This is a genomic window from Mesorhizobium sp. 01N446, from assembly GCF_056399285.1.
In genome coordinates, this window is record NZ_JBFTRA010000009.1 from 41,096 (window position 1) to 61,904 (window position 20,809).

Annotated in this window: 24 protein-coding genes, 2 tRNA genes and 1 pseudogene; 15 read left to right on the forward strand and 12 right to left on the reverse strand. The window is 64.0% G+C overall.

Features of this window, described 5'->3' with window-relative positions; genetic code table 11:
* Nucleotides 1–149: 149 nt before the first annotated feature.
* Nucleotides 150–1,052 carry a LysR family transcriptional regulator gene (locus tag AC1DPX_RS27735; RefSeq protein ID WP_477240608.1) on the reverse strand — a complete coding sequence of 301 codons (903 nt, stop codon included), beginning with the start codon at nucleotides 1,050–1,052 and terminating at the stop codon, nucleotides 150–152.
* Between the two features lie 129 nt (nucleotides 1,053–1,181).
* On the opposite strand from AC1DPX_RS27735, the gene AC1DPX_RS27740 reads away from it, so the two are divergent.
* The gene (locus AC1DPX_RS27740) at nucleotides 1,182–2,048 is read left to right on the forward strand and encodes an NmrA family NAD(P)-binding protein (RefSeq protein ID WP_477240610.1); all 867 of its coding nucleotides are present in this window, start codon (nucleotides 1,182–1,184) and stop codon (nucleotides 2,046–2,048) included.
* 22 nt (nucleotides 2,049–2,070) lie between these two features.
* On the opposite strand, the gene AC1DPX_RS27745 is transcribed toward AC1DPX_RS27740, so the two are convergent.
* A tRNA-Pro gene (locus tag AC1DPX_RS27745) sits at nucleotides 2,071–2,147 on the reverse strand.
* Between the two features lie 125 nt (nucleotides 2,148–2,272).
* Between AC1DPX_RS27745 and AC1DPX_RS27750 the strand changes: the two genes are divergently transcribed.
* From AC1DPX_RS27750 to AC1DPX_RS27765, 4 genes are all read left to right on the forward strand, one after another.
* Complete coding sequence (locus AC1DPX_RS27750) at nucleotides 2,273–2,578, forward strand: ETC complex I subunit (RefSeq protein WP_015318428.1); 306 nt, start codon at nucleotides 2,273–2,275, stop codon at nucleotides 2,576–2,578.
* A gap of 46 nt (nucleotides 2,579–2,624) precedes the next feature.
* Nucleotides 2,625–2,701 (forward strand) — tRNA-Arg (locus AC1DPX_RS27755).
* Between the two features lie 138 nt (nucleotides 2,702–2,839).
* Nucleotides 2,840–3,085 carry a hypothetical protein gene (locus tag AC1DPX_RS27760; RefSeq protein ID WP_477240612.1) on the forward strand — a complete coding sequence of 82 codons (246 nt, stop codon included), beginning with the start codon at nucleotides 2,840–2,842 and terminating at the stop codon, nucleotides 3,083–3,085.
* A gap of 173 nt (nucleotides 3,086–3,258) precedes the next feature.
* The gene (locus AC1DPX_RS27765) at nucleotides 3,259–3,474 is read left to right on the forward strand and encodes a hypothetical protein (RefSeq protein WP_202354963.1); all 216 of its coding nucleotides are present in this window, start codon (nucleotides 3,259–3,261) and stop codon (nucleotides 3,472–3,474) included.
* A 98-nt stretch (nucleotides 3,475–3,572) separates the two neighbouring features.
* On the opposite strand, the gene AC1DPX_RS27770 is transcribed toward AC1DPX_RS27765, so the two are convergent.
* Both AC1DPX_RS27770 and AC1DPX_RS27775 read right to left on the reverse strand, forming a co-directional pair.
* Nucleotides 3,573–3,923, reverse strand: a complete 351-nt coding sequence (locus AC1DPX_RS27770; RefSeq protein WP_477240614.1) for a hypothetical protein — start codon at nucleotides 3,921–3,923, stop codon at nucleotides 3,573–3,575.
* A gap of 31 nt (nucleotides 3,924–3,954) precedes the next feature.
* Nucleotides 3,955–4,458 (reverse strand): hypothetical protein, encoded by a 504-nt coding sequence (locus AC1DPX_RS27775; protein WP_477240616.1) that lies wholly within the window; start codon nucleotides 4,456–4,458, stop codon nucleotides 3,955–3,957.
* Between the two features lie 141 nt (nucleotides 4,459–4,599).
* Here AC1DPX_RS27775 and AC1DPX_RS27780 point away from each other — a divergent pair, with 141 nt between their 5' ends.
* The 6 genes from AC1DPX_RS27780 to AC1DPX_RS27805 all read left to right on the forward strand — a co-directional run bounded on the left by AC1DPX_RS27780 (nucleotide 4,600) and on the right by AC1DPX_RS27805 (nucleotide 11,017).
* Nucleotides 4,600–5,265: a response regulator transcription factor gene (locus AC1DPX_RS27780; protein WP_477240618.1), complete on the forward strand. Its 666-nt coding sequence runs from the start codon at nucleotides 4,600–4,602 to the stop codon at nucleotides 5,263–5,265.
* A complete protein-coding gene (locus tag AC1DPX_RS27785) occupies nucleotides 5,262–6,680 on the forward strand; it encodes a sensor histidine kinase (protein ID WP_477240619.1) in 1,419 nt (472 codons plus the stop codon). The genes AC1DPX_RS27780 and AC1DPX_RS27785 overlap by 4 nt, the downstream gene beginning before the upstream one ends.
* 124 nt (nucleotides 6,681–6,804) lie before the next feature.
* Nucleotides 6,805–7,593 carry a GGDEF domain-containing protein gene (locus tag AC1DPX_RS27790; RefSeq protein ID WP_477240621.1) on the forward strand — a complete coding sequence of 263 codons (789 nt, stop codon included), beginning with the start codon at nucleotides 6,805–6,807 and terminating at the stop codon, nucleotides 7,591–7,593.
* A gap of 218 nt (nucleotides 7,594–7,811) precedes the next feature.
* Nucleotides 7,812–8,774 (forward strand): glycosyltransferase family 4 protein, encoded by a 963-nt coding sequence (locus tag AC1DPX_RS27795; protein WP_477240624.1) that lies wholly within the window; start codon nucleotides 7,812–7,814, stop codon nucleotides 8,772–8,774.
* Between the two features lie 130 nt (nucleotides 8,775–8,904).
* Nucleotides 8,905–10,131 carry an anion transporter gene (locus AC1DPX_RS27800; protein ID WP_477240626.1) on the forward strand — a complete coding sequence of 409 codons (1,227 nt, stop codon included), beginning with the start codon at nucleotides 8,905–8,907 and terminating at the stop codon, nucleotides 10,129–10,131.
* Between the two features lie 16 nt (nucleotides 10,132–10,147).
* Complete coding sequence (locus tag AC1DPX_RS27805) at nucleotides 10,148–11,017, forward strand: tetratricopeptide repeat protein (RefSeq protein WP_477240628.1); 870 nt, start codon at nucleotides 10,148–10,150, stop codon at nucleotides 11,015–11,017.
* On the opposite strand, the gene AC1DPX_RS27810 is transcribed toward AC1DPX_RS27805, so the two are convergent.
* Both AC1DPX_RS27810 and AC1DPX_RS27815 read right to left on the reverse strand, forming a co-directional pair.
* Nucleotides 10,955–11,671: a hypothetical protein gene (locus tag AC1DPX_RS27810; RefSeq protein WP_477240630.1), complete on the reverse strand. Its 717-nt coding sequence runs from the start codon at nucleotides 11,669–11,671 to the stop codon at nucleotides 10,955–10,957. The two genes, AC1DPX_RS27805 and AC1DPX_RS27810, sit on opposite strands and share 63 nt — an antisense overlap.
* A 58-nt stretch (nucleotides 11,672–11,729) precedes the next feature.
* Nucleotides 11,730–12,314: a TetR/AcrR family transcriptional regulator gene (locus tag AC1DPX_RS27815; protein WP_202354954.1), complete on the reverse strand. Its 585-nt coding sequence runs from the start codon at nucleotides 12,312–12,314 to the stop codon at nucleotides 11,730–11,732.
* A gap of 79 nt (nucleotides 12,315–12,393) precedes the next feature.
* On the opposite strand from AC1DPX_RS27815, the gene AC1DPX_RS27820 reads away from it, so the two are divergent.
* Nucleotides 12,394–13,269, forward strand: coding sequence for a crotonase/enoyl-CoA hydratase family protein (locus AC1DPX_RS27820; protein WP_202354953.1), 876 nt, complete (start codon nucleotides 12,394–12,396; stop codon nucleotides 13,267–13,269).
* Between the two features lie 76 nt (nucleotides 13,270–13,345).
* Here the strand turns inward: AC1DPX_RS27820 and AC1DPX_RS27825 are convergent.
* Nucleotides 13,346–13,561 (reverse strand): annotated as a pseudogene (locus AC1DPX_RS27825) (alpha/beta hydrolase); the annotation flags it as partial.
* Nucleotides 13,562–13,696: 135 nt separating this feature from the next.
* On the opposite strand from AC1DPX_RS27825, the gene AC1DPX_RS27830 reads away from it, so the two are divergent.
* Complete coding sequence (locus AC1DPX_RS27830) at nucleotides 13,697–14,473, forward strand: class I SAM-dependent DNA methyltransferase (protein ID WP_202354952.1); 777 nt, start codon at nucleotides 13,697–13,699, stop codon at nucleotides 14,471–14,473.
* Nucleotides 14,474–14,566: 93 nt separating this feature from the next.
* On the opposite strand, the gene AC1DPX_RS27835 is transcribed toward AC1DPX_RS27830, so the two are convergent.
* From AC1DPX_RS27835 to AC1DPX_RS27855, 5 genes are all read right to left on the reverse strand, one after another.
* Entirely contained in the window at nucleotides 14,567–14,884 is a 318-nt protein-coding gene (locus AC1DPX_RS27835; protein WP_477240632.1) for a cupredoxin domain-containing protein, read from the reverse strand.
* Entirely contained in the window at nucleotides 14,881–15,405 is a 525-nt protein-coding gene (locus AC1DPX_RS27840; protein WP_477240634.1) for a DUF4142 domain-containing protein, read from the reverse strand. The genes AC1DPX_RS27835 and AC1DPX_RS27840 overlap by 4 nt, the downstream gene beginning before the upstream one ends.
* A gap of 106 nt (nucleotides 15,406–15,511) precedes the next feature.
* Nucleotides 15,512–16,198: an RNA polymerase sigma factor gene (locus tag AC1DPX_RS27845; RefSeq protein ID WP_202354949.1), complete on the reverse strand. Its 687-nt coding sequence runs from the start codon at nucleotides 16,196–16,198 to the stop codon at nucleotides 15,512–15,514.
* Nucleotides 16,199–16,429: 231 nt separating this feature from the next.
* Entirely contained in the window at nucleotides 16,430–17,506 is a 1,077-nt protein-coding gene (locus tag AC1DPX_RS27850; protein WP_477240636.1) for an HPP family protein, read from the reverse strand.
* A 226-nt stretch (nucleotides 17,507–17,732) separates the two neighbouring features.
* The gene (locus tag AC1DPX_RS27855) at nucleotides 17,733–18,911 is read right to left on the reverse strand and encodes a cystathionine beta-lyase (RefSeq protein WP_477240638.1); all 1,179 of its coding nucleotides are present in this window, start codon (nucleotides 18,909–18,911) and stop codon (nucleotides 17,733–17,735) included.
* Nucleotides 18,912–19,247: 336 nt separating this feature from the next.
* Between AC1DPX_RS27855 and AC1DPX_RS27860 the strand changes: the two genes are divergently transcribed.
* Both AC1DPX_RS27860 and AC1DPX_RS27865 read left to right on the forward strand, forming a co-directional pair.
* The gene (locus AC1DPX_RS27860; protein WP_202354946.1) at nucleotides 19,248–19,883 is read left to right on the forward strand and encodes a DUF1326 domain-containing protein; all 636 of its coding nucleotides are present in this window, start codon (nucleotides 19,248–19,250) and stop codon (nucleotides 19,881–19,883) included.
* Nucleotides 19,884–19,892: 9 nt separating this feature from the next.
* The gene (locus tag AC1DPX_RS27865) at nucleotides 19,893–20,783 is read left to right on the forward strand and encodes a DUF2182 domain-containing protein (RefSeq protein ID WP_477240640.1); all 891 of its coding nucleotides are present in this window, start codon (nucleotides 19,893–19,895) and stop codon (nucleotides 20,781–20,783) included.
* Nucleotides 20,784–20,809 lie beyond the last annotated feature (26 nt).

Here is a 20,809-nt window from a genome sequence, read left to right on the forward strand (position 1 = left end):
ATCCCCCGTTTGCGGGAGTGTAAGCCGGCAATGGCGACGGATGCGAGCTTGAAATGGTGAAGCGCGGACGAGCATCACGCTGTGCAAAGGCAAGCTGTGAGCAGAGGGCTGGGCGGCGCGCCGGCCGAAAAAATGTTCCGCGATCCTGGTCAACCGAGATGCGATTGCACGAAGTCGATGAAGGCCCGCACCTTGGCCGGCGCCAGATGCCGCGACGGGTAGAGCGCGTAGAGCGGGAAGCTCTCGCCGTGCCAGTCCGGCAGAACCTCGACCAGCGCGCCTTGCCGGATGAGGTGTTGCACGCCAATCGCCTTGATCCTGGCGATGCCGACGCCGTCGAGGCAGGCGCCGAGCATGGTGCCGAACTCGGTCACCATCAGGCGGCCCGTGGTCCTGACATCGACGATCTCGTCGCCGCGCCGAAACCGCCACTCCTCGATCGGCTGGCCGGTCAGCGAATCGCGGACCTGGATGCAGGCGTGGCCGACAAGATCGGCAGGGACGGTGGGAGTGCCATGTGCCTTGATATAGGCGGGTGCGGCAACCGTGACGGTGCGGGTCTCGACGAGCTTTTTCGCCACCAGCGATGACACGGGCGGCGTCCCAAAGCGGATGGCGATGTCGAACCCTTCGGCCACCAGATCCCCCAGTTGATCCCTGGCGACAAGCTCGAGCGACAGATCCGGATAGAGCGACAGGAACTTGGCTATATGCGGCGTGAACAGCTGGCGCGAAAAGAAGGCGTCGACATTGACGCGCAGCCGGCCACGCACCGCGACCGACGTGCCGGAGGTGACAGTCACCGCGTCTTCTATGCCGGTCAGCAACGGCGCCACCTCGGCGTAAAGCCGGCGGCCCTCATCGGTCAGCGACACGGCGCGCGTCGTCCGGTCGAGCAGGCGCACGCCGACGCGGGCCTCCAGACGCGAGACCGCGCGGCTGACGCCGGAGCGTGACAGGCCGAGCGTGTCGGCGGCCCGGGCAAAGCTGCCGCCCTCGGCGATCGCGGCCAGCACGCCGACATTGGAGATGACACGCCCGTCGAACGCCATTGTCCCATCCGTTGATTTCAGATCAACAATGATATGATTTAATAGCACTCACGGCAACAGTCGGTGCCGAGCTAAAGATCCGCCATTCCGCGCCGCAAAGGCGCGAACCCAGAAAAATGGAGACGGATCATGTATGCAATCACCGGCATTACCGGCAAAGTCGGCGGCGCCATGGCGCGCGCACTGCTCGCCGCTGGCCAGCCCGTTCGCGCTGTTGTGCGCGACGCCACGAAAGGCCGGCAATGGGCAGCACTCGGCTGCGACGTCGCGATCGCCGCGATGGAGGATGCAGAGGCGTTGACGCAGGCTTTCGAGGGTGCAACGGCCGTATTCATCCTGCCGCCGCCGGTGTTCGATCCCGAGCCGGGCTATCCGGAAGCGCGGGCGGTCATCGACAGCGTCATGACGGCGCTGAGGGCCGCCAAGCCGGCTAAGGTCGTCTGCCTGTCGACCGTCGGTGCCGATGCGGTCCAGGACAATCTGCTGTCGCAACGCACGATGATGGAGACCGCGCTGAGCCCGCTCCCGCTGGCACTCACCGTGCTGCGCCCAGCCTGGTTCCTCGACAATGTGGCCTGGGACGTTCCATCCGCACGCGAGGCCGGTCTCATCCACAGCTTCCTCATGCCGACGGGCAGGGCGCTGCCGATGGTGGCCGCCACGGATGTCGGGCGGGTGGCGGCGGCGCTCATCCAGGAGGACTGGAGCGGCACGCGGATCGTCGATCTGGAAGGGCCGGAGCGTGTATCGCCCGATGATCTTGCCGCCGCGTTCGCAGCCGTGCTCGGCAAACCGGTGTGCGCCGCGCCGGTGCCGCGCGAGACCTGGGAGGTGCTTTTCCGTTCGCAAGGCATGCGAAATCCACAACCCCGCATGCGCATGCTGGACGGCTTCAACGAGGGCTGGATCACATTCGCCGACGAAACGCGGACGATCAAGGGCACGATATCCGCGGCGGCCGTGGTTGCGGCTCTTGTGGCGGGCGAGGGCGCCTAGGTCGCGCCGGATATGAAGAGGATGGTCGGAGTGGAGAGATTCGAACTCCCGACCCTCTGGTCCCAAACCAGATGCGCTACCAGCCTGCGCTACACTCCGAACGGTCTGTTGCCTATTCATTTCGGTGTTACATGGCAAGTGCAAAAACCTTGCCGCCATGCGCATTGCGCAGTAATGACGGGCGAAGGGGCGGCGATGCCGCCTTGCACAACCATGAGGTGGCCATGTCCGCGCGCATTTTCAGCCCAGCCAAAACCGCGATGCAGTCGGGCAAGGCCAAGACCGGCCACTGGGTGCTGGAATTCGACCCCGAGATGCGCAAGAAGATCGATCCCTTGATGGGCTACACGACGTCGGGAGACATGAGAAGCCAGATCAGGCTTACCTTCGACACGCGCGAAGAGGCCGTGGCTTACGCCGAAAAGGAAGGCCTTGCATTCCGTGTCGAGGAGCCGAAAGAGACCAAGCGCCGCCAGATTTCCTATGCGGAGAATTTCCGCTATGACCGCAGGACGCCCTGGACGCACTGATCGGCGCCAGCGCCAGATATCCAGCCGGCCCCTTTGGCCGGCCAGCGGTCCCGTAGCTCAGCTGGATAGAGCACCGGCCTTCTAAGCCGATGGTCACAGGTTCGAATCCTGTCGGGATCGCCAATAAATCTCTGATTTTACGAGGTTGTTTCCGTCCTGTTGCAGGCGTGTCGGTTGACCTTCTGCCGCGCCGGCACGGTGCCGCGCTCGCCGTAAGACGTGACCCGCGGGAACCTGGCGCCTGGTTGCGCGTTGCCTGGCATGCTCAAGAAGATCGCCTTCGCCGCCGTGCTGTTTCAGGTTGCCGTTTTCTCGGCTCTGATAACGCAGACCGTTCTTTTCGCGTCCACGGCGACTCAGGCGGCGGACGTCCAGCCCGGCGAACCCGTTGCCGTCACCGATAAGGAATGCGCCGCCGCGACGTGGCCGAACATTCCGGATCGGTGTCTGGAGCGGGTTGAGGCGCGCAACTCCATTACGACACTGGTGCTGACGGCGGGGCAATAGAGCAACGCCGCGTGGGGCGACCAGGAATTATTTCGTGATCCCCCGAGGTTGGAACCTTAGCCCACATCAGGCGTTCGGGGCCTTGTATTCGCGGAGCCTCATAAAAGGCAATGTGCGGCCGGCGAAGGGGCGGGGCCAAACGAGCACGGGTTGGGGGAGGAGAAAACGAGGCTATGTCGAAACGTGAAATTGGAACGTCCCCCGCATTGGTGCGGCGCATCGCTGAACTCAAGGCCAGAATGCAGGATGCCAGCATCACCGAATACGAGATGAAGACCTTTCAGAAAGTGGCTTCGATCATGGGGGGCGGCGAAGGCTCTCTACGCCTTGATGCTGACGACCTGATCGCGGCGTCATTTGTTGTAAACGTGCTGGGTGAGCCCAATTGATGGCGGCTGGTCCATCAGCCAACCTTCCAAGCTTTCAAAACCGCGAAATCCGAACGGCCGCCTTTTGGGCGGCCGTCCTTTAGCATATGCGCGCAGCGCTAGCGCTGCAGCGTCGCCAATTTGTCGATCAATTGCGAGGCCGTGTCGGCACAGGCCTTCATGGTCTCGTCGTCAGCGCATTTGGCGTCGACCTCCACGTCGCCGCGCCTCAGCCGAAAATGGGCTGCCTTTGATGGCGGCGGCGGTGGTGGGCCGGCTTCGCGGCCATGCGGCGGTCCGTGGCGGTCGCGCATGCCGTCCGGGCCAGGTGGTGGCGGAGGCGGTGGCGCATTGTCGGGAGCCGCGGAATCGACTGCAGTCTGAGGCGGCGGAGGCGGAGCGTCGGCTTGAGCAAAGGCAGCCGAGGCCATCAAGGTCAGGGCAAGGCCTGCCAGGACAATTTTCTTCATGTCTGTTTCCTTATCTTGTGGGGTCAAGCGATCAGCCGGGCGCGCCAGGGGCGACAGTTTCGACATCAGGTCCATGCAGCCGGTCGAGCAGGCCACGGGGACCTGGCCTCGGCGGCCGCAGGCTTTCGGCACGGCCGTCGGCATGGACGAGCAAGTCACCATGGATGAAGCCGTCGTCGAAATGGCCCTGCACGGTCAGCGTCTCGCCTGCGGCGACCAGCTTGCCGCCTTCGCCGCGCCGTCCGGTTTCGACCAGTGCACGGCCGCTGCCGTCATCGATGACGAACTTGTTCCCGAAGATCTCGGCGACTTTGCCTTTGACGGCGACGGTGCTGTAGGGCGAAAGCGCGGCGATGCTTGTCGGCTGCATCAGCATGACGCTGTCGCGTGGTGCCGCCAACATCGTGGCGGCGCCGCCGGCAACCAGCCCGAATGCAATCAATCCGGCGGCAAACAGGCCGGTGAGGTAAGGTCGGCGGCGTTCCGGTGGCCCGGCTGCTGTCGCCGTGTCGGCGGTTTCTGGAGTGTTGATCATCGTGGTCGCCTTTCTGTTGTGGTGGAATGGCGATCGTTCTAGCCGGCCGACAGGAACCGAGCCTGAACCAGGCCGTTCAGCTTCAGTTAAGCCCGCGGGCTTAGGAGCCGGCGTCAAGGCACATACGGGAAAATCGATGCAATGAAGGTGCTGCTCGTCGAGGACGACGGATCGATCGCCAGCCAGGTGGGCGAGGCGCTTCGCGGCGAGAATTTCGTTGTCGACATTGCCCGCAACGGCGAGGATGGTCACCATCTCGGCGACACCGGCGCCTATGACGTCGCCGTTCTCGATCTTGGCCTGCCAAGGATCGAAGGCAAGGCGGTGCTCAAGGCCTGGCGCGCGGCGGGGCGCAACATGCCGGTGTTGATTTTGACGGCGCGCGACGGCTGGTCGGAAAAGGTCGAAGGCTTCAAGGCAGGTGCAGACGATTATCTGACCAAGCCATTCCGGACCGAGGAACTGATCATGCGGCTGCGCGCGCTGGTACGCAGGGCAGCCGGTCACGCGCAGACGAAAATTATCTGCGGCCCGCTCGCTTTCGACGCGCAGCTTGGCAGTTTCGAGATCGATGGCTTGCCGCTGAAGCTGACCGGCCTCGAATGGCGCGTGCTGTCCAGCCTGATCCTGCGAAAGGAGGTCGTGGTGACGCGTACCGATCTGCTCGACCGCGTCTATGACGGCGATGCGGAGGTCGATTCCAATTCGCTGGAAGTGATTGTCGCCAGGTTGCGCCGCAAGATCGGCCACCAGCATATTGAGACGGTTCGCGGTCTCGGCTACCGGCTGACCGCGGCCGTGACATGAGACTGATCCCGCGCTCGCTGGCGGGCAGGCTGAGGCTGGCGGCAATTGTCGCCATTGTTGCGGCACTTTTGCTTGCCGGCATCGCCATCGCCCTAATTCTGCAGCGCTTCGTCATCTCCCAGATCGACCAGCGGCTGGATGGCCAGGTCTTTGCGATAGCGGGTTCCCTGGAGCGCGATGGCGACGGCAGGCTTACGGTCAAATCGGCGTTGAACGGACCGCCTTTCGACCGCCCGGGCTCTGGCTGGGCCTGGCAAGCGGTCGGGCCGGACGGCGAAATTGTCTCGGCCTCGCTTGCCGGCCACGCCGCCATGAAGCTGCCGCCGGTCCATCCCGGTCGCTTCGACAATATCCCCGGCCTTCCGGACCTGTTCGGGGCGTTGCGTTCGCTCGGCCGCCCAAGGTCAGCCGATGGTGCGGGTGCCGATGGTCAGACCTTGCATTGGCGCATCCTCGATGTGCCGGTCGGGGCGGAGACGGTGATCGTGGCTGCGACCGCGCCTTATCGCGCCATCTATGGGCCGCTACGTGATGCGCTGCTGCCGCTGGCGCTGGCGCTGGCGCTGCTGGGCCTTCTGCTGGTCGGCGCCATGCTGGCACAGGTGCGGCTCGGTCTGCGTCCGCTCACCAACCTGCGCGCAGGGCTGGCCGATATCCGCGCCGGCAGGCGCAGCGCGCTTTCCACCGACCAGCCCAGTGAAATCCTGCCGTTGGTCGAGGAGGTCAATAGCCTGCTGGCCAACAATGCCGAGGGTCTGGCGCGCGCCAGGCGTCATGTTGCCAATCTGGCGCATGGCCTGAAGACACCACTCGCGGCGCTGGGCCTGGCGCTTGAGAAGCGGCCGGCAGGCGCTATGGCTCGGGCCGTCCCCGGCGCGGATGTCGCCGCAATGCGCGCCCAGCTGGAATTGATGGAGCGGCTGATCCGCCATCATCTGGCCCGCGCTCGGGCCGCGGCGCTGGCCGGCCCCGCCCGTGCCAGCACCAACGTCGCCGAAAGGCTCACCGACCTGACTGGCATGATGGCTAATGTCCACCGTGAGCGCGGCTTGACCTTCGAAGTCTCGGCGGCTTCCGACGTCGCGGTCGCAAGCGAGATGCAGGACTTTGACGAGATCCTCGGCAACCTGCTCGACAATGCCTGCAAATGGGCACGTTCGCGCATCATCGTTTCGGCAAACACTGATGAAAGCCGCGTCATCATCGACATCGATGATGACGGTCCTGGTCTCGACGCGACGGCGATGCCGGAGGTGATGCGGCCAGGACGCCGCATCGACGAGGCGACGCCGGGCCATGGCTTCGGCTTACCGATCGCCGCTGAACTCGTGGAACTCTATGGCGGAAGTCTCGGTCTGTCGCGCGCACCCGGCGGCGGCCTGCGGGCAAGGGTGGTCTTGCCGCAAAGCCGCTGACTCCGAGGCGATGCTTCTATTCGCGTATTCGCGCGAGGCCTGTCGATATCGAATTGAACGGAAAGTCTTATCATTTTGTTTGCGTTGGTACGTCATAGTAGCGACGGCTAACGGAGTGGAATGGATGAAGCTTGACCTGTCGCCGACCAGCTGGGGCAGGGTGATCGCTGTCACCGCCGCCGGCACGGCATTCTTCATTGCCGTGGCGTTTTTCGTCGATTCCTTCAATTTCCCCTATCTCTCGCCCGAGGCCGTCTGGCGGGCACAAATGACGGACCTGATGCTGCCCCTGGTGCTGGGCGGGTCGTTCCTGTTTTTCCTGATGTGGAAGATCCGCCAGTTGGCGATAGCGCAGCGCGACCTCAGCGTCATCGCCGCGACCGACAGCCTGACGGCGGTGCTGAACCGCGGCGCCTTCTCGATGCTGGTCGAGGCCTATCTCGAGCAGACCCGCAAGCAAGAGGATACCCGTTCTGGCGCGCTGCTGATCATCGACGCCGACCACTTCAAGTCGATCAACGACCGCCTCGGCCATGACTGCGGCGACCAGGCGCTCAAGCTGATCGCCCAGGCGATCAAGGGACAGCTGCGCGGCAGCGATATTGTCGGCCGCATCGGCGGCGAGGAGTTTGGCGTCTTTCTTCCCGGTGTCGACCCCTCGCAATCCTGGCTGGTTGCCGAAGGCATCCGCCGGCGGATACGCGAAATGGATTTTTCGCCCGGCGGCCGCGCCTGTCCGCTTTCCGTCTCGATCGGCGGCACCAGCTTCAGCGGCCCGACGACTTACGAGGCGATATTCTCCGCCGCCGACAGACGGCTCTATGCCGCCAAATCGAATGGCCGCGATCAGGTCAGTTTCGACCCGGCGGAAGCCGCATTGGTGTCCCAGCCCAGCGCCGCCACGATGCATTGACCGCGGCCTTTAGCGCGCGAGGCTGACGTAGCCACTTCCTTGACGCTTCCTTGTCGGTGTGCTTCCTCCGGCTGACGCGATGTATGGGCATCGCCACGGACATTTCTGCTTTCTTGAGTTCCTCGATCATCAGGGCCGCCGGTGCAGCCACAACCTTTTCGATGCCGGCGAACGAGTGATGGGGTGGCCCCGGGCAAGGCCAGGCAAGCGCTGCGATCATGATCCATTTGTTCAACGGCTTTCAGAACCCGTTTGGCGGCAGCGAACGCGAAACCCTGGACCTGTACCGGCTGCTGAGTGTCGACCAGCAGGTGCGCCTTTGGGCAACCTCTTCGCGCGTGTCCGACGAACTGATGCGGCAATTTCCGATTCGCCGCGCCTCGCCGGCTAGGCGCGACGTGCCGGACGGCGGCACCTATGTCTTCCTCGGCGCGCATTGGCGCAACAAGATCTGGCCTTACCTGGTCCGCCGGCCACGCCGGCTGATCTATGTCTTCAACACCTTTCACCCGAAGATCATCGGCCTGACGACCGGCATGCCGCGCCTGCTGGGCTGGCCCGACGCCGAGCTGGTGCTGATCTCCGACTTTCAGAAGCGCATGCTGCAGGTCGAAGGCGTCGTGCATCCGTCGCCGATCGATATCGGGCGTTTTTCACCACGACCGGCAAGGCCGGATGGTCCGTTCACGGTGGGGCGGCTCAGCCGCGACACGGCGGACAAGCATCATGCCGACGATGTTGCGCTCTACGAGGCCTTGCTGACCGATGGCGTTGCGGTGCGGATCCAGGGCGGCATGCCGCTCAGGGACAGGCTCGCGCCGCATCCGCACCTCGAACTCCTGCCGCAGGGCCAGTTCGCCGCCGAACAGTTCCTGCCGACGCTCGACGTGTTCTACTATCGCACCGGCTCGCATGTGGAGACGTTCGGCCGCGTGGTGTTCGAGGCGATGGCTTGCGGCCTGCCCGTGGTCTGCCATTCGTATGGCGGTTATGCCGACCATATCAGCCACGGCAAAAACGGTTTTCTCTTCGAGACGACGCAGCAGGCGGCGCAAATCCTGACCGAACTCAAGGCCGATCCGGCGCTGCGGGCCGACGTGGGCCACGAGGCGCGGCAGACCGTCGAGCGGCTGTTTTCGCCGCAGGCATTGCAACAGCGGCTGGATTTCTATCGGCGTTAGCGATACCGGGCAGGAACCACGGCTTGCCCACTCCGTTCGTCATCAACCTCGACATCGCCAAAGCTGACATGCAAAAGAATCAATCGGCGGACCGCATCGGCGCCACCGGATCGCGCGGAGCTTCTTACCAATGACATCGATGGGTGCGGCGGCACTGCTGATCCTGGTCCTGACCTATGCCGGCGTCGCCATCGGCCGCATCCCCGGCCTGCGTCTCGACCGGGCTGGCATCGCGCTGCTTGGCGGCGCCGCGATGATCGCCATTGGCGCGATCAGCATGGAGGACGCCTACCGCGCCATCAATTTCGATACGATCACGCTTCTGCTCGGCATGATGATCGTGGTGGCGCATCTGAAGGTCTCCGGCGCCTTTCGCGGCCTGGGCGCCATCGCCATCGAACATGCGCACGCACCGTTCATGTTGCTGGTGATGGTGACGCTACTGACCGGCGTGCTGTCGGCCTTCCTGGTCAACGACGCCATCTGCCTGGTCATGGCGCCGATCGTCGTCCACGTCACCCGCGTCATCAACCGTAACCCGATCCCCTATCTGATCGCCACCGCCACCGCGTCGAACTGCGGCAGCGTCGCCACCATTACCGGCAATCCGCAGAACATGGTCATCGGTGCGCTGTCAGGCATTTCCTACCCCGCCTTTTCGGCGGCGCTGGCGCCGGTCGCCCTGTTCGGCCTTGTCGCGGTCATCGTCATCGTGCGCATCGTCTATCGCGCCGAATTCACCCGCACCGCTGAATTGACGCCGCATGTCTCGCGCGGCCGCATGCATCGCGGCCAGGTGCTGAAGGCGGTGATCGTCTGCATCGGGCTGGCCTTCGCCTTCTTCGCCGGCGTCCCCGTTGCCAAGGCAGCCTTGATCGGCGGCGCCATTCTCCTGCTCACCCGCGCCATCAAGCCCGAACGCATCTACCGCGAGATCGACGGCCCGCTGCTGTTCATGTTCGCCGGCCTGTTCGTGGTGGTTGCCGGCGCCGAAAGGACGCTGCTGACGCCCGATCTCATCGCCTCGGCCAAGAATCTCGGCCTGGACGATGTCTGGCGCCTGTCCGGCTTCACCGCGGTGCTCTCCAACATCATGAGCAATGTGCCGGCGGTGCTGGCGCTGCGGCCGTTCATACCCGGGCTGGAAAACCCGGAGCGGGCCTGGCTGGTGGTGGCGATGAGTTCCACGCTCGCCGGCAATTTCACGCTGCTCGGCTCGGTCGCCAACCTGATCGTCGCCGAGCAGTCCAAGGCCGCCGGCACACCCTTGTCCTTCGGTGCCTTCTTCAAGGTCGGCCTGCCGCTGACGTTGATCACGCTCGTCGCCGGCACGGCATGGCTGGCATTCGGATTCTAGAGGGAGCCGCAAAGCGGTGACGAATACGAATCAAGTCGAAAGCGGCGATCTGATCCGACGTGCGGTGGCCGCTTTCAATTCCGGTAATCATGGCCAGGCAATGCAGCTGTGCGAGTTGGGCCTGAAGCAGCACCCGGACGATCCAGCACTTTGCCATCTTCTGGCGGCGGTCCTGTTCGCCAGGGCGGATTTGTCGGGAGCCCGCACGCGCATCGAGACGAGTCTGGCCGCTCGTGCGGATAATGTGCCCGCCTTGATTCTCGCATGCAGAATTGCCAGGGCCGATGGCCGGTTTGACGCGGCGTTGCAACAGCTGGATCGCGCGGCAAAGCTGTCATCACAGGCGGAGATACTGATCGAGCGGGCACGTACCCTCGACCAGGCAGGCAATGCTTCGGCCGCGCGCGAATGCTGGACGCTTGTCTTGCAACGGGATCCGAAATCAAAGGAGGCAATGGCACGCCTGGGGCACCTTGCGTGGGAACGCGGCGAGTCTCTGGAGGCGGAAGCCCTCCTCGAACGCGCCGTCGCCGGCGGTGGGCGTCCGGCTGCCTGGTTCGATCTCGGACTGGTGCGTCAGGACATGCGCAAGTTCGGCAGCGCCGCCGAAGCCTACCGACGTGTGCTTGAGATGAACCCGGACGCACCGGAGGCTGCCGTCAATCTGGGCGTCGTCTTGCAGGAAACCGGCGACCTCGACGGGGCCATGGCGGCGTATTCGATGGCCTATCGTCTGCGCCCATCCACGTTCGGCGTCATCGCCATGGCGCTCACATCGGCGCCGAGCGGCAGGTTATGGCTCGATGAGGAAGCGCTGCGTCGCTCACTCGCCGGCGGCGCGCCCCCGCCTAGCGCGAAACCGCTTGCGGTAGACGCCGGGCGTTGACAGGACACTAGCGACCGTCTGCGCATAAGACGCCTGCCGTTCTTCGTCGAACACCTCGTATTCCAGCTGCGGCGCGGCGCGCGGAACCGCAAAGCACTGTGCGACGGGAGTTCCTTTCGGGAGCACGCCGGAGAACCCAGGTTCCGTCCAGACCGCCGGGAAATTGATGCCGCCATCGCTGAACCGGTCGGAATCCACCAAGCCGGTCACCAGCCGGAACGGAAGATCCTCGCGATTGACCGGATGCGTCGCGAACAGCGACCAGCCATCCTCGAGCTCGATGGTCCAGAAGCTGTTGAATTTGAGGGCGGCTTGGCCAGGCGTAGCAAACGGGCTGCCGGCGAGCTGCCCCGGCGTGTGGAAGCTCAATGGCGCTCTGGGGTGGTTCTGGGTGAGCGGTTCTGGAATTTGCCAGTCCCAGGAAAAGGTGCCCTTGTCGACGACGATGTCGCATGGCAGCAGGACCATGAAGCCATAGGTCATCGCATCGACAACGGGCGGACACTGCTTGAGCGTCCGAATGTCACGGCCGTGGATCTCCGAATAGGCGGTGGCGGGCATCGCGCGCAGCCATTCCGGCAGAGCGCCCCGCGCCGGGATCGGGCGCGGCAAATGCTCAATCAACGTCGGATCACATCGGAAGATGATACGCATCAACGCCTCCTGGCATTGCGATACCATGCTTGCCGGCCGCGTTCCAAGCCACGGTTGGTCATTCCTTGTTCTGCGATCTCGCCCGGACAAGCGCCGCCGCGGCTCGTCCTGCCGCCTCGATATATTCGGGATTGCGGTGGACCAGCATGATCGAAAACGAACCATCGATCAAAAGCACGATCTCGCGTGCCACCGCCTGCGGTTCCTTGACGCCGCGGTGGGACAACGCGCCGGCCAGCCATGCCTCGAAATTCGACTTGTGGCGTGATCCGACCTTCACCGCCGGATGGCCGGGCATCGAAGCGAGTTCCGCTGCCGTGCGCAGGAAACCGCATCCCTTCCACTTCGGGTGGCGCGCAGCCCGCGCCAGATTGCTGAAGATCGCCTCGACCTTGCGGTCCGCACCGCCTTCCGCGGCATCGAACCAGCCGGCCATCTGCCGCAAATTGGGCTGGTCGCGCCCGTCGAGATAGGCGGCGATCAGGTCGTCCTTGCTCTTGAAGTGGTAGTAGAGCGTGCGCTTGGTGAGGCCCGCCTTTTCGGCAATGGCGTCGACGCTGACCCGGCCGATTCCCTCGGCATAGAACAGCCTCGTCGCGGCATCGACGATGCGTTTGCGGGTTGGGCTGGCGGCTTCAGGCATCGGTCGTGTATACCGACTAGTGAATATACACGCAATCGAAAGCGTGATCCCTTTCCGTCGTATCTGGAAAGGAAGAGCAATGGCAGATCTTGTCCTGAACGAGACCCGCGACGGGGTGAGCATCCTCACCCTCAACCGTCCGGAAAAGCTCAATGCGCTGAACTACGCCCTCATCGATCGCCTGCTCGCGATCCTCGACGACATTGAAGTCAATGGCAGCATCCGGGCTGTCATCCTCACTGGAGCAGGGGACCGGGCGTTTTCGGCGGGTGGCGATATCCACGAATTCTCACTGAGCGTCGCGGCCGGCACGGATGTGGCGCTGCGCGATTTCGTCCTGCGCGGCCAGAGGCTGACGGCAAGGCTTGAAGCCTTCCGCAAACCCATCATCGCCGCCGTCAACGGGATTGCCTTCGGCGGTGGCTGCGAGATCACCGAGGCCGTGCCGCTGGCGATCGCCAGCGACCGCGCCCTGTTCTCCAAACCGGAGATCAACCTTGCAATGCCGCCGACCTTCGGCGGCACGCAGCGCCTGCCGCGGCTTGCCGGACGCAAGCGCGCACTGGAATTGCTGTTGACGGGCGACTGGTTTCCGCCGCCGCGGGCACTCGAACTTGGGCTGGTCAATCAGGTCGTGCCGCATGCCGAGCTTATGCCGGCGGCGCACGATCTTGCCCGCCGCATCATCACGCATTCGCCGGCAGCGCTCGCCAGCATTCTCACCGCGGTGGCGCGCGGTATCAACCTCGGCATCGCGGAAGGACTGCTTGTCGAGGCCGAACAATTCGCCCGCATGGCCCCGACCGCCGATCTCAGGGAAGGGCTTGCCGCCTGGATCGAGCGGCGCAAGCCCAGCTATGACGGCTCCTGGACGCACGTCACCAGGCCGGACGAGGCAAGGCGCGCCTCGCTGCGACTCGACCAGGCGGCCGGTCAGGGCAAAGCGTTGAGGTGATGCGTCATACCGAGGCGGGAGACCGCCGGCCGGCCACCGTCACTTCGCCCCGACGGTGAACCCCAATTGCCCCAGCACTTTCACCGCACACCGCAAGGAACGGCGGCTTGTGGGTGCGGAAATAGGCGTGGAAGGCAGGATAGGGGGCGACATTGCTCTTGTAGTCGCCGAGCAGGTCGATCTGCACTTTCTCTGCGCCCGGTCGTCCGAAATAGAAGCTGTCCAGCGAGTAGCCGTCGGGCGAGACCGGATACGCCGGCGCGCCATGCGTGTACTGCCAGGCAATCGCCTCGGATCCCGGCCTCCCGACATAGACGGAATTCTGCTCCCTTCCTTACATCTTTGTAAGGTCCGCGTCATGTGAACGCATGACGATTGAGCAGGACGAGTGAAATCTATTAGCGGCCCCAGAATGGAGGTGGTTGTGATGGACGGTTCTCGTGGTGATGTATTGACCGAGCGGTCATTCGAGGCGAGCGCTTATAGCGATTACCGATCGAGCCATCAGACTCCAGGCTACGGCGCCGACTACACGAAAACCTACCGTTCCGGCTACTATGCTGCCTTGTGGTTGCGTATCGAACGCTCCCTGGTTGAAAACATTCTTAGGCCTCTTGGCGGGCCGGGTCGCAGCTGCCTTGACTTCGCCTGCGGCACAGGCCGCGTCACAACTGTTGCAGGCCCATTGTTTGGTGAGGTCGTCGGCGTCGACGTCTCTCAATCCATGCTCGCTTGCGCGCGGGTTCCGGGCAACGTCCAACTGGTGGAAGCCGATCTGACGGTTGCCCCCCTTTCCAGAAGATTCGACGTGGTCACAGCTTTTCGGTTCTTCCTGAACGCTGAAGACACTCTTAGGCGGGACGCACTGTCGGCCATTCATGAGCACTTGAACGATGGTGGGTTGCTGGTTTCGAACATCCACATGAACGCAACCTCGCCAATGGGTCTGGTCTACCGCTTTCTCAACCGACTACAGGGGCGCGTCGTGCGCAGTACGTTAAGCATCCACGCATATCGCCAGATGCTCGTTTCCAACGGGTTTGTCGTCGAACGGGTCATCGGCTATGGGTTTTTGCCGCGACCCGGGTGGCTGCTACCGAGGCTTTGCGAGATGTTGGTCGGGCCTGTTGAGACGATATGCAGGCGCGCTGGTGTCCCAGCGCGCTTTGCTCAGAATTTCTTAGTGGTCGCCAGAAAGCGATAGACCCAGATCCGCTCCAACCAGAGCGGTAACGCAAAGACCCTCAATGGAAGGGGCTTTTTGTGATGCCGGCCTATGGCAGCTATCCCGCGCGCATCACGGCGCGACGTTCACGTGACCCTTCATGTTGGGATGGAAGCGGCAGAAATAGTCGACCGCCCCCGCCGTCTTCAACGTCAGGCTTGCCGACTTCTTCGGCGGGATCATCACCTCCCAGCCGCCTTTCACGGTGGCCGTGTGGGCAATCAAGTCCCTGTTCACCCACTCTATCGTGTCGCCGACCTTCGCCTCGATGGTCGCCGGCGAGAAGACGAGCTTGTCGATGGTGACCTCTATGGTTGCGGCCTGCGCCGGCGCCGCGGTAAGCGCCAGCACGGCCAGCCAGGACAGGCGGATCAAGGCGCCCGATTTCATTTCAGCATGCCGGCGACATGTTCGGCGTGCTGCTCATGCCCCTGGAAGATCTTGAGGCCGGTCTCGAGCAGGCTCTTCAACTCGGCATTGCTGGCCGAAGGAATGAGCAGCGTTTCGAGCGCGCCGTTGACCTGCTTGTGGTAGGCGACTTCATTCTCGATATAGGCCTTGTCGAAAGCCGCGCCCTTCAGCTTGGCGAGCTTGGCGCGTTCTTCTTCCGCCGCCTTGGTCAGCGCCTGGCTGGTGGCGTTGTCCTCGGGCTTCACCTTGAGCTTCTTGACCAGGTCGAGCGCCTGTTTGTTCACCGCCTCGTGGTCGCGCTCCATGTCCTTGGCGAAGGCGACGACCTCCTTGTTCTTCGATGTCTTGATCGCCTGCTTGGCCGCCTCGATGTCGAGGACGCCGGCTGTGTAGGCGATATGGGCGATCTGCGGGTCGGTCGGCTTGTCGGCGGCTTGCGCGAACGGGGCAGCGCTGACGAGGAGCAGGGCGGCAAGGGCGGCGGTATATCGGGTGAACATGGCATCCTCCTTCGCCCGGCCGCGAGGAAGCGCCGGGCTTACATTTCCAGTTGACGCTGATTGGATGCGCTGCCGGGAGAAACGTTCCCGGGAAATCGCGAGGGGATCATTCGAAGCCCAGCCGACCCATCACGGCCTTGGTCAGCCGTTCGCAGCGGCGGCCGGCGAAGGGGAAGGCGTCGAGCAGCACCGGGCCGATCTCGTCATCCAGCGCCTTGCGCAACAGGCTACGTGCCCGGTGCAGCCTCGTCTTGATGGTCTCCGGCCGCACGCCGAGCAGATCGGCGGTTTCCTCCATGCTCAGCCCCTCGATGACGCGCGCCACGAAGACCATGCGGTAGATGTCGGGCAGGCTGTCGGTCGCCCGTTCGACAAGTGCGAGAATCTGCCGCTGCGCCATTGTCCGCTCCGGATCGTCGCTGGGGTTGAGGGGAAAGCGGATGACTTGCGCTTCCGGGTTTTCGGCCATCGCCACAATGCGGCGCCTCTTGCGCAGGCGGCCGAGCGCCTCGTTGATGACGATGCGCGACAGCCAGGTGGCGAGCGAGGCATCGCCGCGAAATGCCGCCAGGCTGGCGAAGGCGCGGACATAGGCCTCCTGGACGACGTCCTCGGCTTCGGCGTCATTGCGCAATATGCCGCGCGCGATGCGGTAGAGCCGCTGGTTGTATGTCTTGATGATCGTGCGGAAGGCGCCCGCGTCGCGCGCCAGGGATCGCTGCACGAGCAGCAGGTCGCTGGAGAAGGCCTCGGCCACTCCGGGCATCGTGGCGGGCATTACGAGCTTGCTCATCGCGACCGGATCTCCCCGAACAGACGCCCGAATAGACGCTTGACTGCACGTTGGATGCGCCCGCCGGAAAAAGGTTCCCGGATTTCGGCAACCTGGCGCAGCTATATTAAAGCAATTCCAGGAAAAGTGTGGGCGGGTTTCCCGGGAAAAGCGCGTAGCGCTTTCCCTTGGGAATTGCGTCAAAACAAAGAGTTAGAGCGGTTCGCTGTTTCCGTGAAACGGCGAAACGCTCTAAGCCGCCAATCCCTTGTCTGCGGCCTGCACGCGTGCAGCCGCCGCCAGAAGGTCGGTCTGGGTGATCAGGCCGAGAATACGCCGTTCGCCGTCGACGATGACCACGGCGTGGCTGCGGCCGTCGGTCAGTACCGGAAGCAGGCTCATCGCCGGGGTGTCGGGCGAAGCGGTGCCGGCCTTCGACATCACGCCCTTCACCGTGTCGGTGGCCCTGGTCAGTTCGCGCAGGCCGACGGCCCCGACCAGCCGGGCATCCGCGTCGACCACCGGCAAGGTGCGGATGTTGTGATCGAGCAGTTGCCGGCGCGCCTCGTCGGCGGTGGCCTGCTCGGGCACCGAAACCACGTCGCGGGACATGATGTCCTGGCAAAGCAGCGTCCGGTGCGAGCGCACCATGGCTTGCAGTTCGACTTGTCTCAAAAGCCGTTCGAGGTCTTCGCGGCCGATGTCGAAAGTTTCGTCGAGCGTGGTCAGCGCCGCGTCGATGTCCTCTGGCCGAAAACCGACGCGCTGCCGCGCCGGCGGATCGGCGGTCCCATGGCTGTTGGCTATGGGTGCGGCGACATGCGCGTAGTTGCGCCGCGCCAGCTTGTGGAACAGCAAGCCGAGCGTGACCAGGATAATCGAATTCAGGGCCACCGGCACGAACGGAAACAGGAATCCGGCGCTGACCACGGCCGGTCCGCCGAGCACCGCCGTCAGCGCCGCCGCGCCGCCCGGCGGATGCAGGCAGCGTGTGAACGACATGGCAGCGATGGCGAGCGCCACGGCGAGGCCAGAGGCCATGACCGGATCATGGATGAAATGCGCCACGGTCACACCCACCAGCGCCGATATGGAATTGCCGCCGATGATCGACCAGGGCTGCGCCAACGGGCTCGCTGGCACGGCAAACAGAAGCACGGCGGACGCGCCCATCGGCGCCACCAGCAGGGCCACATGCGGGCCGCTGCCCATCGCCAGTCCGCTGATCACGCCGGTAAGCGCGATGCCGATCGTGGCGCCGATGCAGGCCAGCAGCCGCTCGCGCAGCGTTGCGCCGGCAAGGATGGGGACAAAAAGACGAAAGGCCATGGCAAGCTTTGTTGGAAATGGATTGGTCGGAAATGCCGTGCAGCAGGCAATGCGGCCGAACCCGCGGATTTGAAAGTCAAACAAATCCGCAAAGTCATGGCTCGGGAGAATAATATTGCGCGCCACGCTCCGATGGGATGCCGTGAGCGGCTCGCGCTTTGTCATCAGCGCCAAGGCCTTGCCGCTGCCGGCTGATTCTGTCCGGCCGTCAGCCCGCGCGCGCCGGTTAGGCCGTCGCCGCGGCCAGCCCGTGCAAAATGTCGGCTTTCAGGTCGTCGACATCCTCGAGGCCGATCTGCAGGCGGATCAGCGGACCTTCATAGGGGGCTTTTGCAACGACGCGGTCGCCGAGCCAGACCGGCACCGCAAGGCTCTCATAGCCGCCCCAGGAATAGCCGAGGCCGAAGATCCGCAGCGCGTCGAGGAAAGCGTGCTGCTCCTTCTGGCCGCCGCCGGCGAGCACGATGGAAAAGATGCCGCTCGAGCCGCAGAAGTCGCGCTTCCACAAATCGTGGTCCGGATGGCTGGGAAGGGCAGGGTGGAGCACGCGCGCCACGCCCTTCTGGCCTTCGAGCCACGACGCGATGGCGAGCGCGCTGCGCTGGTGATGCTCCAGGCGCACGCCCATCGTGCGCAGGCCGCGCAGCACCTGGTAGACATCGTCGGGTCCTGCGCAGCAGCCAAGCGTGCAAAAACTCTCATAGAGCTGCTTCCAGTGGCTCTCATTGGCCGAGACCGTGCCGAGCAGCACGTCGGAATGACCGGCCGGATACTTCGTCGCCGCGTGGATGGAAATGTCCACGCCATGGTCGAGCGGCCGGAAATAGAGCGGCGTCGCCCAGGTGTTGTCCATCATCACGATGGCGCCGGCCGCATGCGCTGCCTTGGCGATCGCCGGGATGTCCTGCACCTCGAATGTATTGGAGGCTGGCGATTCCGTGAACACCACTTTGGTGTTGGGCTTGATCAGCGCCGCGATGCCGGCACCGACATCCGGGGCGTAGTACTCCACCTCGACGCCGAGCCGCTTCAGCATCGTGTCGGCGAAATTACGGGTCGGATGATAGACGCTATCGACGATCAGCAGATGATCGCCGGCCGATACGAAGGCGAGCAGGGGAATGGTCACCGCCGCGAGGCCCGACGGCACCACGATCGTGCCCGCGGATCCCTCCAACTCGTCGATGGCCTGGGCAAGGGCGTCCGTCGTCGGCGTGCCGCGTGTGCCGTAGGTGTATTTCTGGTTGCGGCCCGCCATTGCGGCGGCGTTGCGGAACAGCACGGTCGAGGCGTGCACGACAGGCGGATTGACGAAGCCGAAATAGTCGTGCGGGTTGTTGCCCGAATGGGCCAATCGCGTGTTGATACCCATCTTGCCGGAAACCTCGTTGCCGTCCTTAGCCATGCTTTGTCTTCGCCTTGTTTGATAAGGCGCTAGCCATAGTGCGGTGCCATGGGCGGCGCAACAGCCCGCCGTCCGCCAGGAATGGACTTCGAATATGCCAATTCTCCACCTGAACGGCATTGCGGCGGGAGCCGGCCAAGGTGCGGCAGTGATCGTCGGCGCAGCCGATCCGTCCCCCGGTCAACCTATTGTGGGCGGCTGTGAAACATATATAATCAATTTCTAATATTAATCGCCGGGTTGCCTCAGATGCTGCCGGATGGTTTTTGGCCGGTTACCTCCTGATCCCCCGATCCGGCCATCGCGCTCAAGGAGCGCGGCAAGGGGAGGAATGCCATGCCCGACGTCAAATGGACGATGAAGGCGCGCGAATTCATCAACTGCAATTGTGCCTATGGCTGTCCATGCCAGTTCAATGCCGCGCCCACGCACGGCTTCTGCCAGGCGGTTGCCGGCATGGAAATCGAGAGCGGCCATCACGGGGCCACTAAACTCGATGGATTGCGGTTCGTCGGGATTTTCCGCTGGCCCGGCGCCATCCATGAGGGCAGGGGCGAAGCAGCGGTGGTGGTCGATGAAAGGGCAAGCGAGGCCCAGCGTGAAGCGCTGCTTCGCATACTGGGCGGACAGGACACCGAACCCGGCGCGACGATATTCCAGGTGTTTTCGACCACGCTGGAGAAATTCCATGACCCGATCTTTGCCCCGATCGAATTCGAGGTCGACGTCGACGCGCGAACCGGACGTCTGCATGTCAAGGGCGTGACCGACGGTCGCGGCGAGCCGATCAAGAATCCGGTCACCGGCGCGGAGCATCGGGCTCGCATCGACCTGCCGCACGGCTTCGAATACGCAATGGCCGAGATCGGTCGCGGCTGGACCAAGGCGACCGGCCCGATCAAGTTCGAGCTGGCCGACACCCACAGCCATTTCGCCAATCTGCATCTCACGCAGAGCGGCGTCGTGCATTGACCTGATCCGATGGGCGACACGGCGCTGGAGGCGGTGCTGCGGCGCGACCGTATGGTCGTGATGGCCGCGCTTGTCGTGATTGCGGTGTTCGCCTGGGCCTATGTGTTGTGGCTCGCCATCGACATGGCCATGCCCGCGTCCCCGATGACGGCCGGAGCGAGCGGCAATATGGCCGGAATGAACATGTCGACCACGGACATGGATGGCACGGACATGGGTGGCACGGACATGGGCGGCATGGATGTGGGCGGCGCCGTGGCGCCAGGCTTCCGGGCCTGGGCACCCGCCGACTTCGCTTTCATCTTCACCATGTGGGCGGTGATGATGGTCGGCATGATGACGCCTTCGGTCGCGCCGCTGTTGCTGCTCTATGCCGGCATCGGCCGCAAGGCGCAGGCGGATGGCCGCCCCATCGCGTCGACCGGATGGTTTTTCACCGGCTATCTCACCGTCTGGATCGTCTTCAGCATCGCCGCGACCGGCGCGCAATGGCTGCTCGTCCGCCTGGCCCTGCTCGATCCCTCGATGGCGACCGACAGCACGATCCTCGGCGGCCTCGTCCTGATCGCCGCCGGCCTCTATCAATGGACCCCGATCAAGGGCGCCTGCCTGCGCCAATGCCAGGGGCCGATCGGGTTCCTGATGAGCCATGGCGGCTTCCGTTCCGCGCCATCAGGCGCGATTCGGCTGGGCATCGATCACGGCCTCTATTGTCTGGGCTGCTGCTGGGCGCTGATGGCCCTGCTGTTCGTCGGCGGCGTCATGAATATCCTGTGGATTGCCGGTATCGCCATCCTCGTTCTCCTGGAAAAGACGGCCACGAGCGGGCCGTTGATCTCGCGCATTTCCGGTGCGCTGATGGTGGCGGCCGGCGTGTGGTTGATGTCTCGTGCGCTTTGACTCCCAGGTCCGATGACAGTCTTCGG

Coding starts and splice junctions, on each gene's coding strand:
- AC1DPX_RS27800 (WP_477240626.1), top strand. CDS start 8,905: ATGACATCGATGGGTGCGGCGGCACTGCTGATCCTGGTCCTGACCTAT.
- AC1DPX_RS27830 (WP_202354952.1), top strand. CDS start 13,697: ATGGACGGTTCTCGTGGTGATGTATTGACCGAGCGGTCATTCGAGGCG.
- AC1DPX_RS27780 (WP_477240618.1), top strand. CDS start 4,600: ATGAAGGTGCTGCTCGTCGAGGACGACGGATCGATCGCCAGCCAGGTG.
- AC1DPX_RS27750 (WP_015318428.1), top strand. CDS start 2,273: ATGTCCGCGCGCATTTTCAGCCCAGCCAAAACCGCGATGCAGTCGGGC.
- AC1DPX_RS27760 (WP_477240612.1), top strand. CDS start 2,840: ATGCTCAAGAAGATCGCCTTCGCCGCCGTGCTGTTTCAGGTTGCCGTT.
- AC1DPX_RS27765 (WP_202354963.1), top strand. CDS start 3,259: ATGTCGAAACGTGAAATTGGAACGTCCCCCGCATTGGTGCGGCGCATC.
- AC1DPX_RS27735 (WP_477240608.1), bottom strand. CDS start 1,052: ATGGCGTTCGACGGGCGTGTCATCTCCAATGTCGGCGTGCTGGCCGCG.
- AC1DPX_RS27740 (WP_477240610.1), top strand. CDS start 1,182: ATGTATGCAATCACCGGCATTACCGGCAAAGTCGGCGGCGCCATGGCG.
- AC1DPX_RS27850 (WP_477240636.1), bottom strand. CDS start 17,506: ATGGCCTTTCGTCTTTTTGTCCCCATCCTTGCCGGCGCAACGCTGCGC.
- AC1DPX_RS27770 (WP_477240614.1), bottom strand. CDS start 3,923: ATGAAGAAAATTGTCCTGGCAGGCCTTGCCCTGACCTTGATGGCCTCG.
- AC1DPX_RS27790 (WP_477240621.1), top strand. CDS start 6,805: ATGAAGCTTGACCTGTCGCCGACCAGCTGGGGCAGGGTGATCGCTGTC.
- AC1DPX_RS27795 (WP_477240624.1), top strand. CDS start 7,812: ATGATCCATTTGTTCAACGGCTTTCAGAACCCGTTTGGCGGCAGCGAA.
- AC1DPX_RS27865 (WP_477240640.1), top strand. CDS start 19,893: ATGGGCGACACGGCGCTGGAGGCGGTGCTGCGGCGCGACCGTATGGTC.
- AC1DPX_RS27810 (WP_477240630.1), bottom strand. CDS start 11,671: ATGCGTATCATCTTCCGATGTGATCCGACGTTGATTGAGCATTTGCCG.
- AC1DPX_RS27820 (WP_202354953.1), top strand. CDS start 12,394: ATGGCAGATCTTGTCCTGAACGAGACCCGCGACGGGGTGAGCATCCTC.
- AC1DPX_RS27775 (WP_477240616.1), bottom strand. CDS start 4,458: ATGATCAACACTCCAGAAACCGCCGACACGGCGACAGCAGCCGGGCCA.
- AC1DPX_RS27860 (WP_202354946.1), top strand. CDS start 19,248: ATGCCCGACGTCAAATGGACGATGAAGGCGCGCGAATTCATCAACTGC.
- AC1DPX_RS27835 (WP_477240632.1), bottom strand. CDS start 14,884: ATGAAATCGGGCGCCTTGATCCGCCTGTCCTGGCTGGCCGTGCTGGCG.
- AC1DPX_RS27855 (WP_477240638.1), bottom strand. CDS start 18,911: ATGGCTAAGGACGGCAACGAGGTTTCCGGCAAGATGGGTATCAACACG.
- AC1DPX_RS27840 (WP_477240634.1), bottom strand. CDS start 15,405: ATGTTCACCCGATATACCGCCGCCCTTGCCGCCCTGCTCCTCGTCAGC.
- AC1DPX_RS27815 (WP_202354954.1), bottom strand. CDS start 12,314: ATGCCTGAAGCCGCCAGCCCAACCCGCAAACGCATCGTCGATGCCGCG.
- AC1DPX_RS27785 (WP_477240619.1), top strand. CDS start 5,262: ATGAGACTGATCCCGCGCTCGCTGGCGGGCAGGCTGAGGCTGGCGGCA.
- AC1DPX_RS27845 (WP_202354949.1), bottom strand. CDS start 16,198: ATGAGCAAGCTCGTAATGCCCGCCACGATGCCCGGAGTGGCCGAGGCC.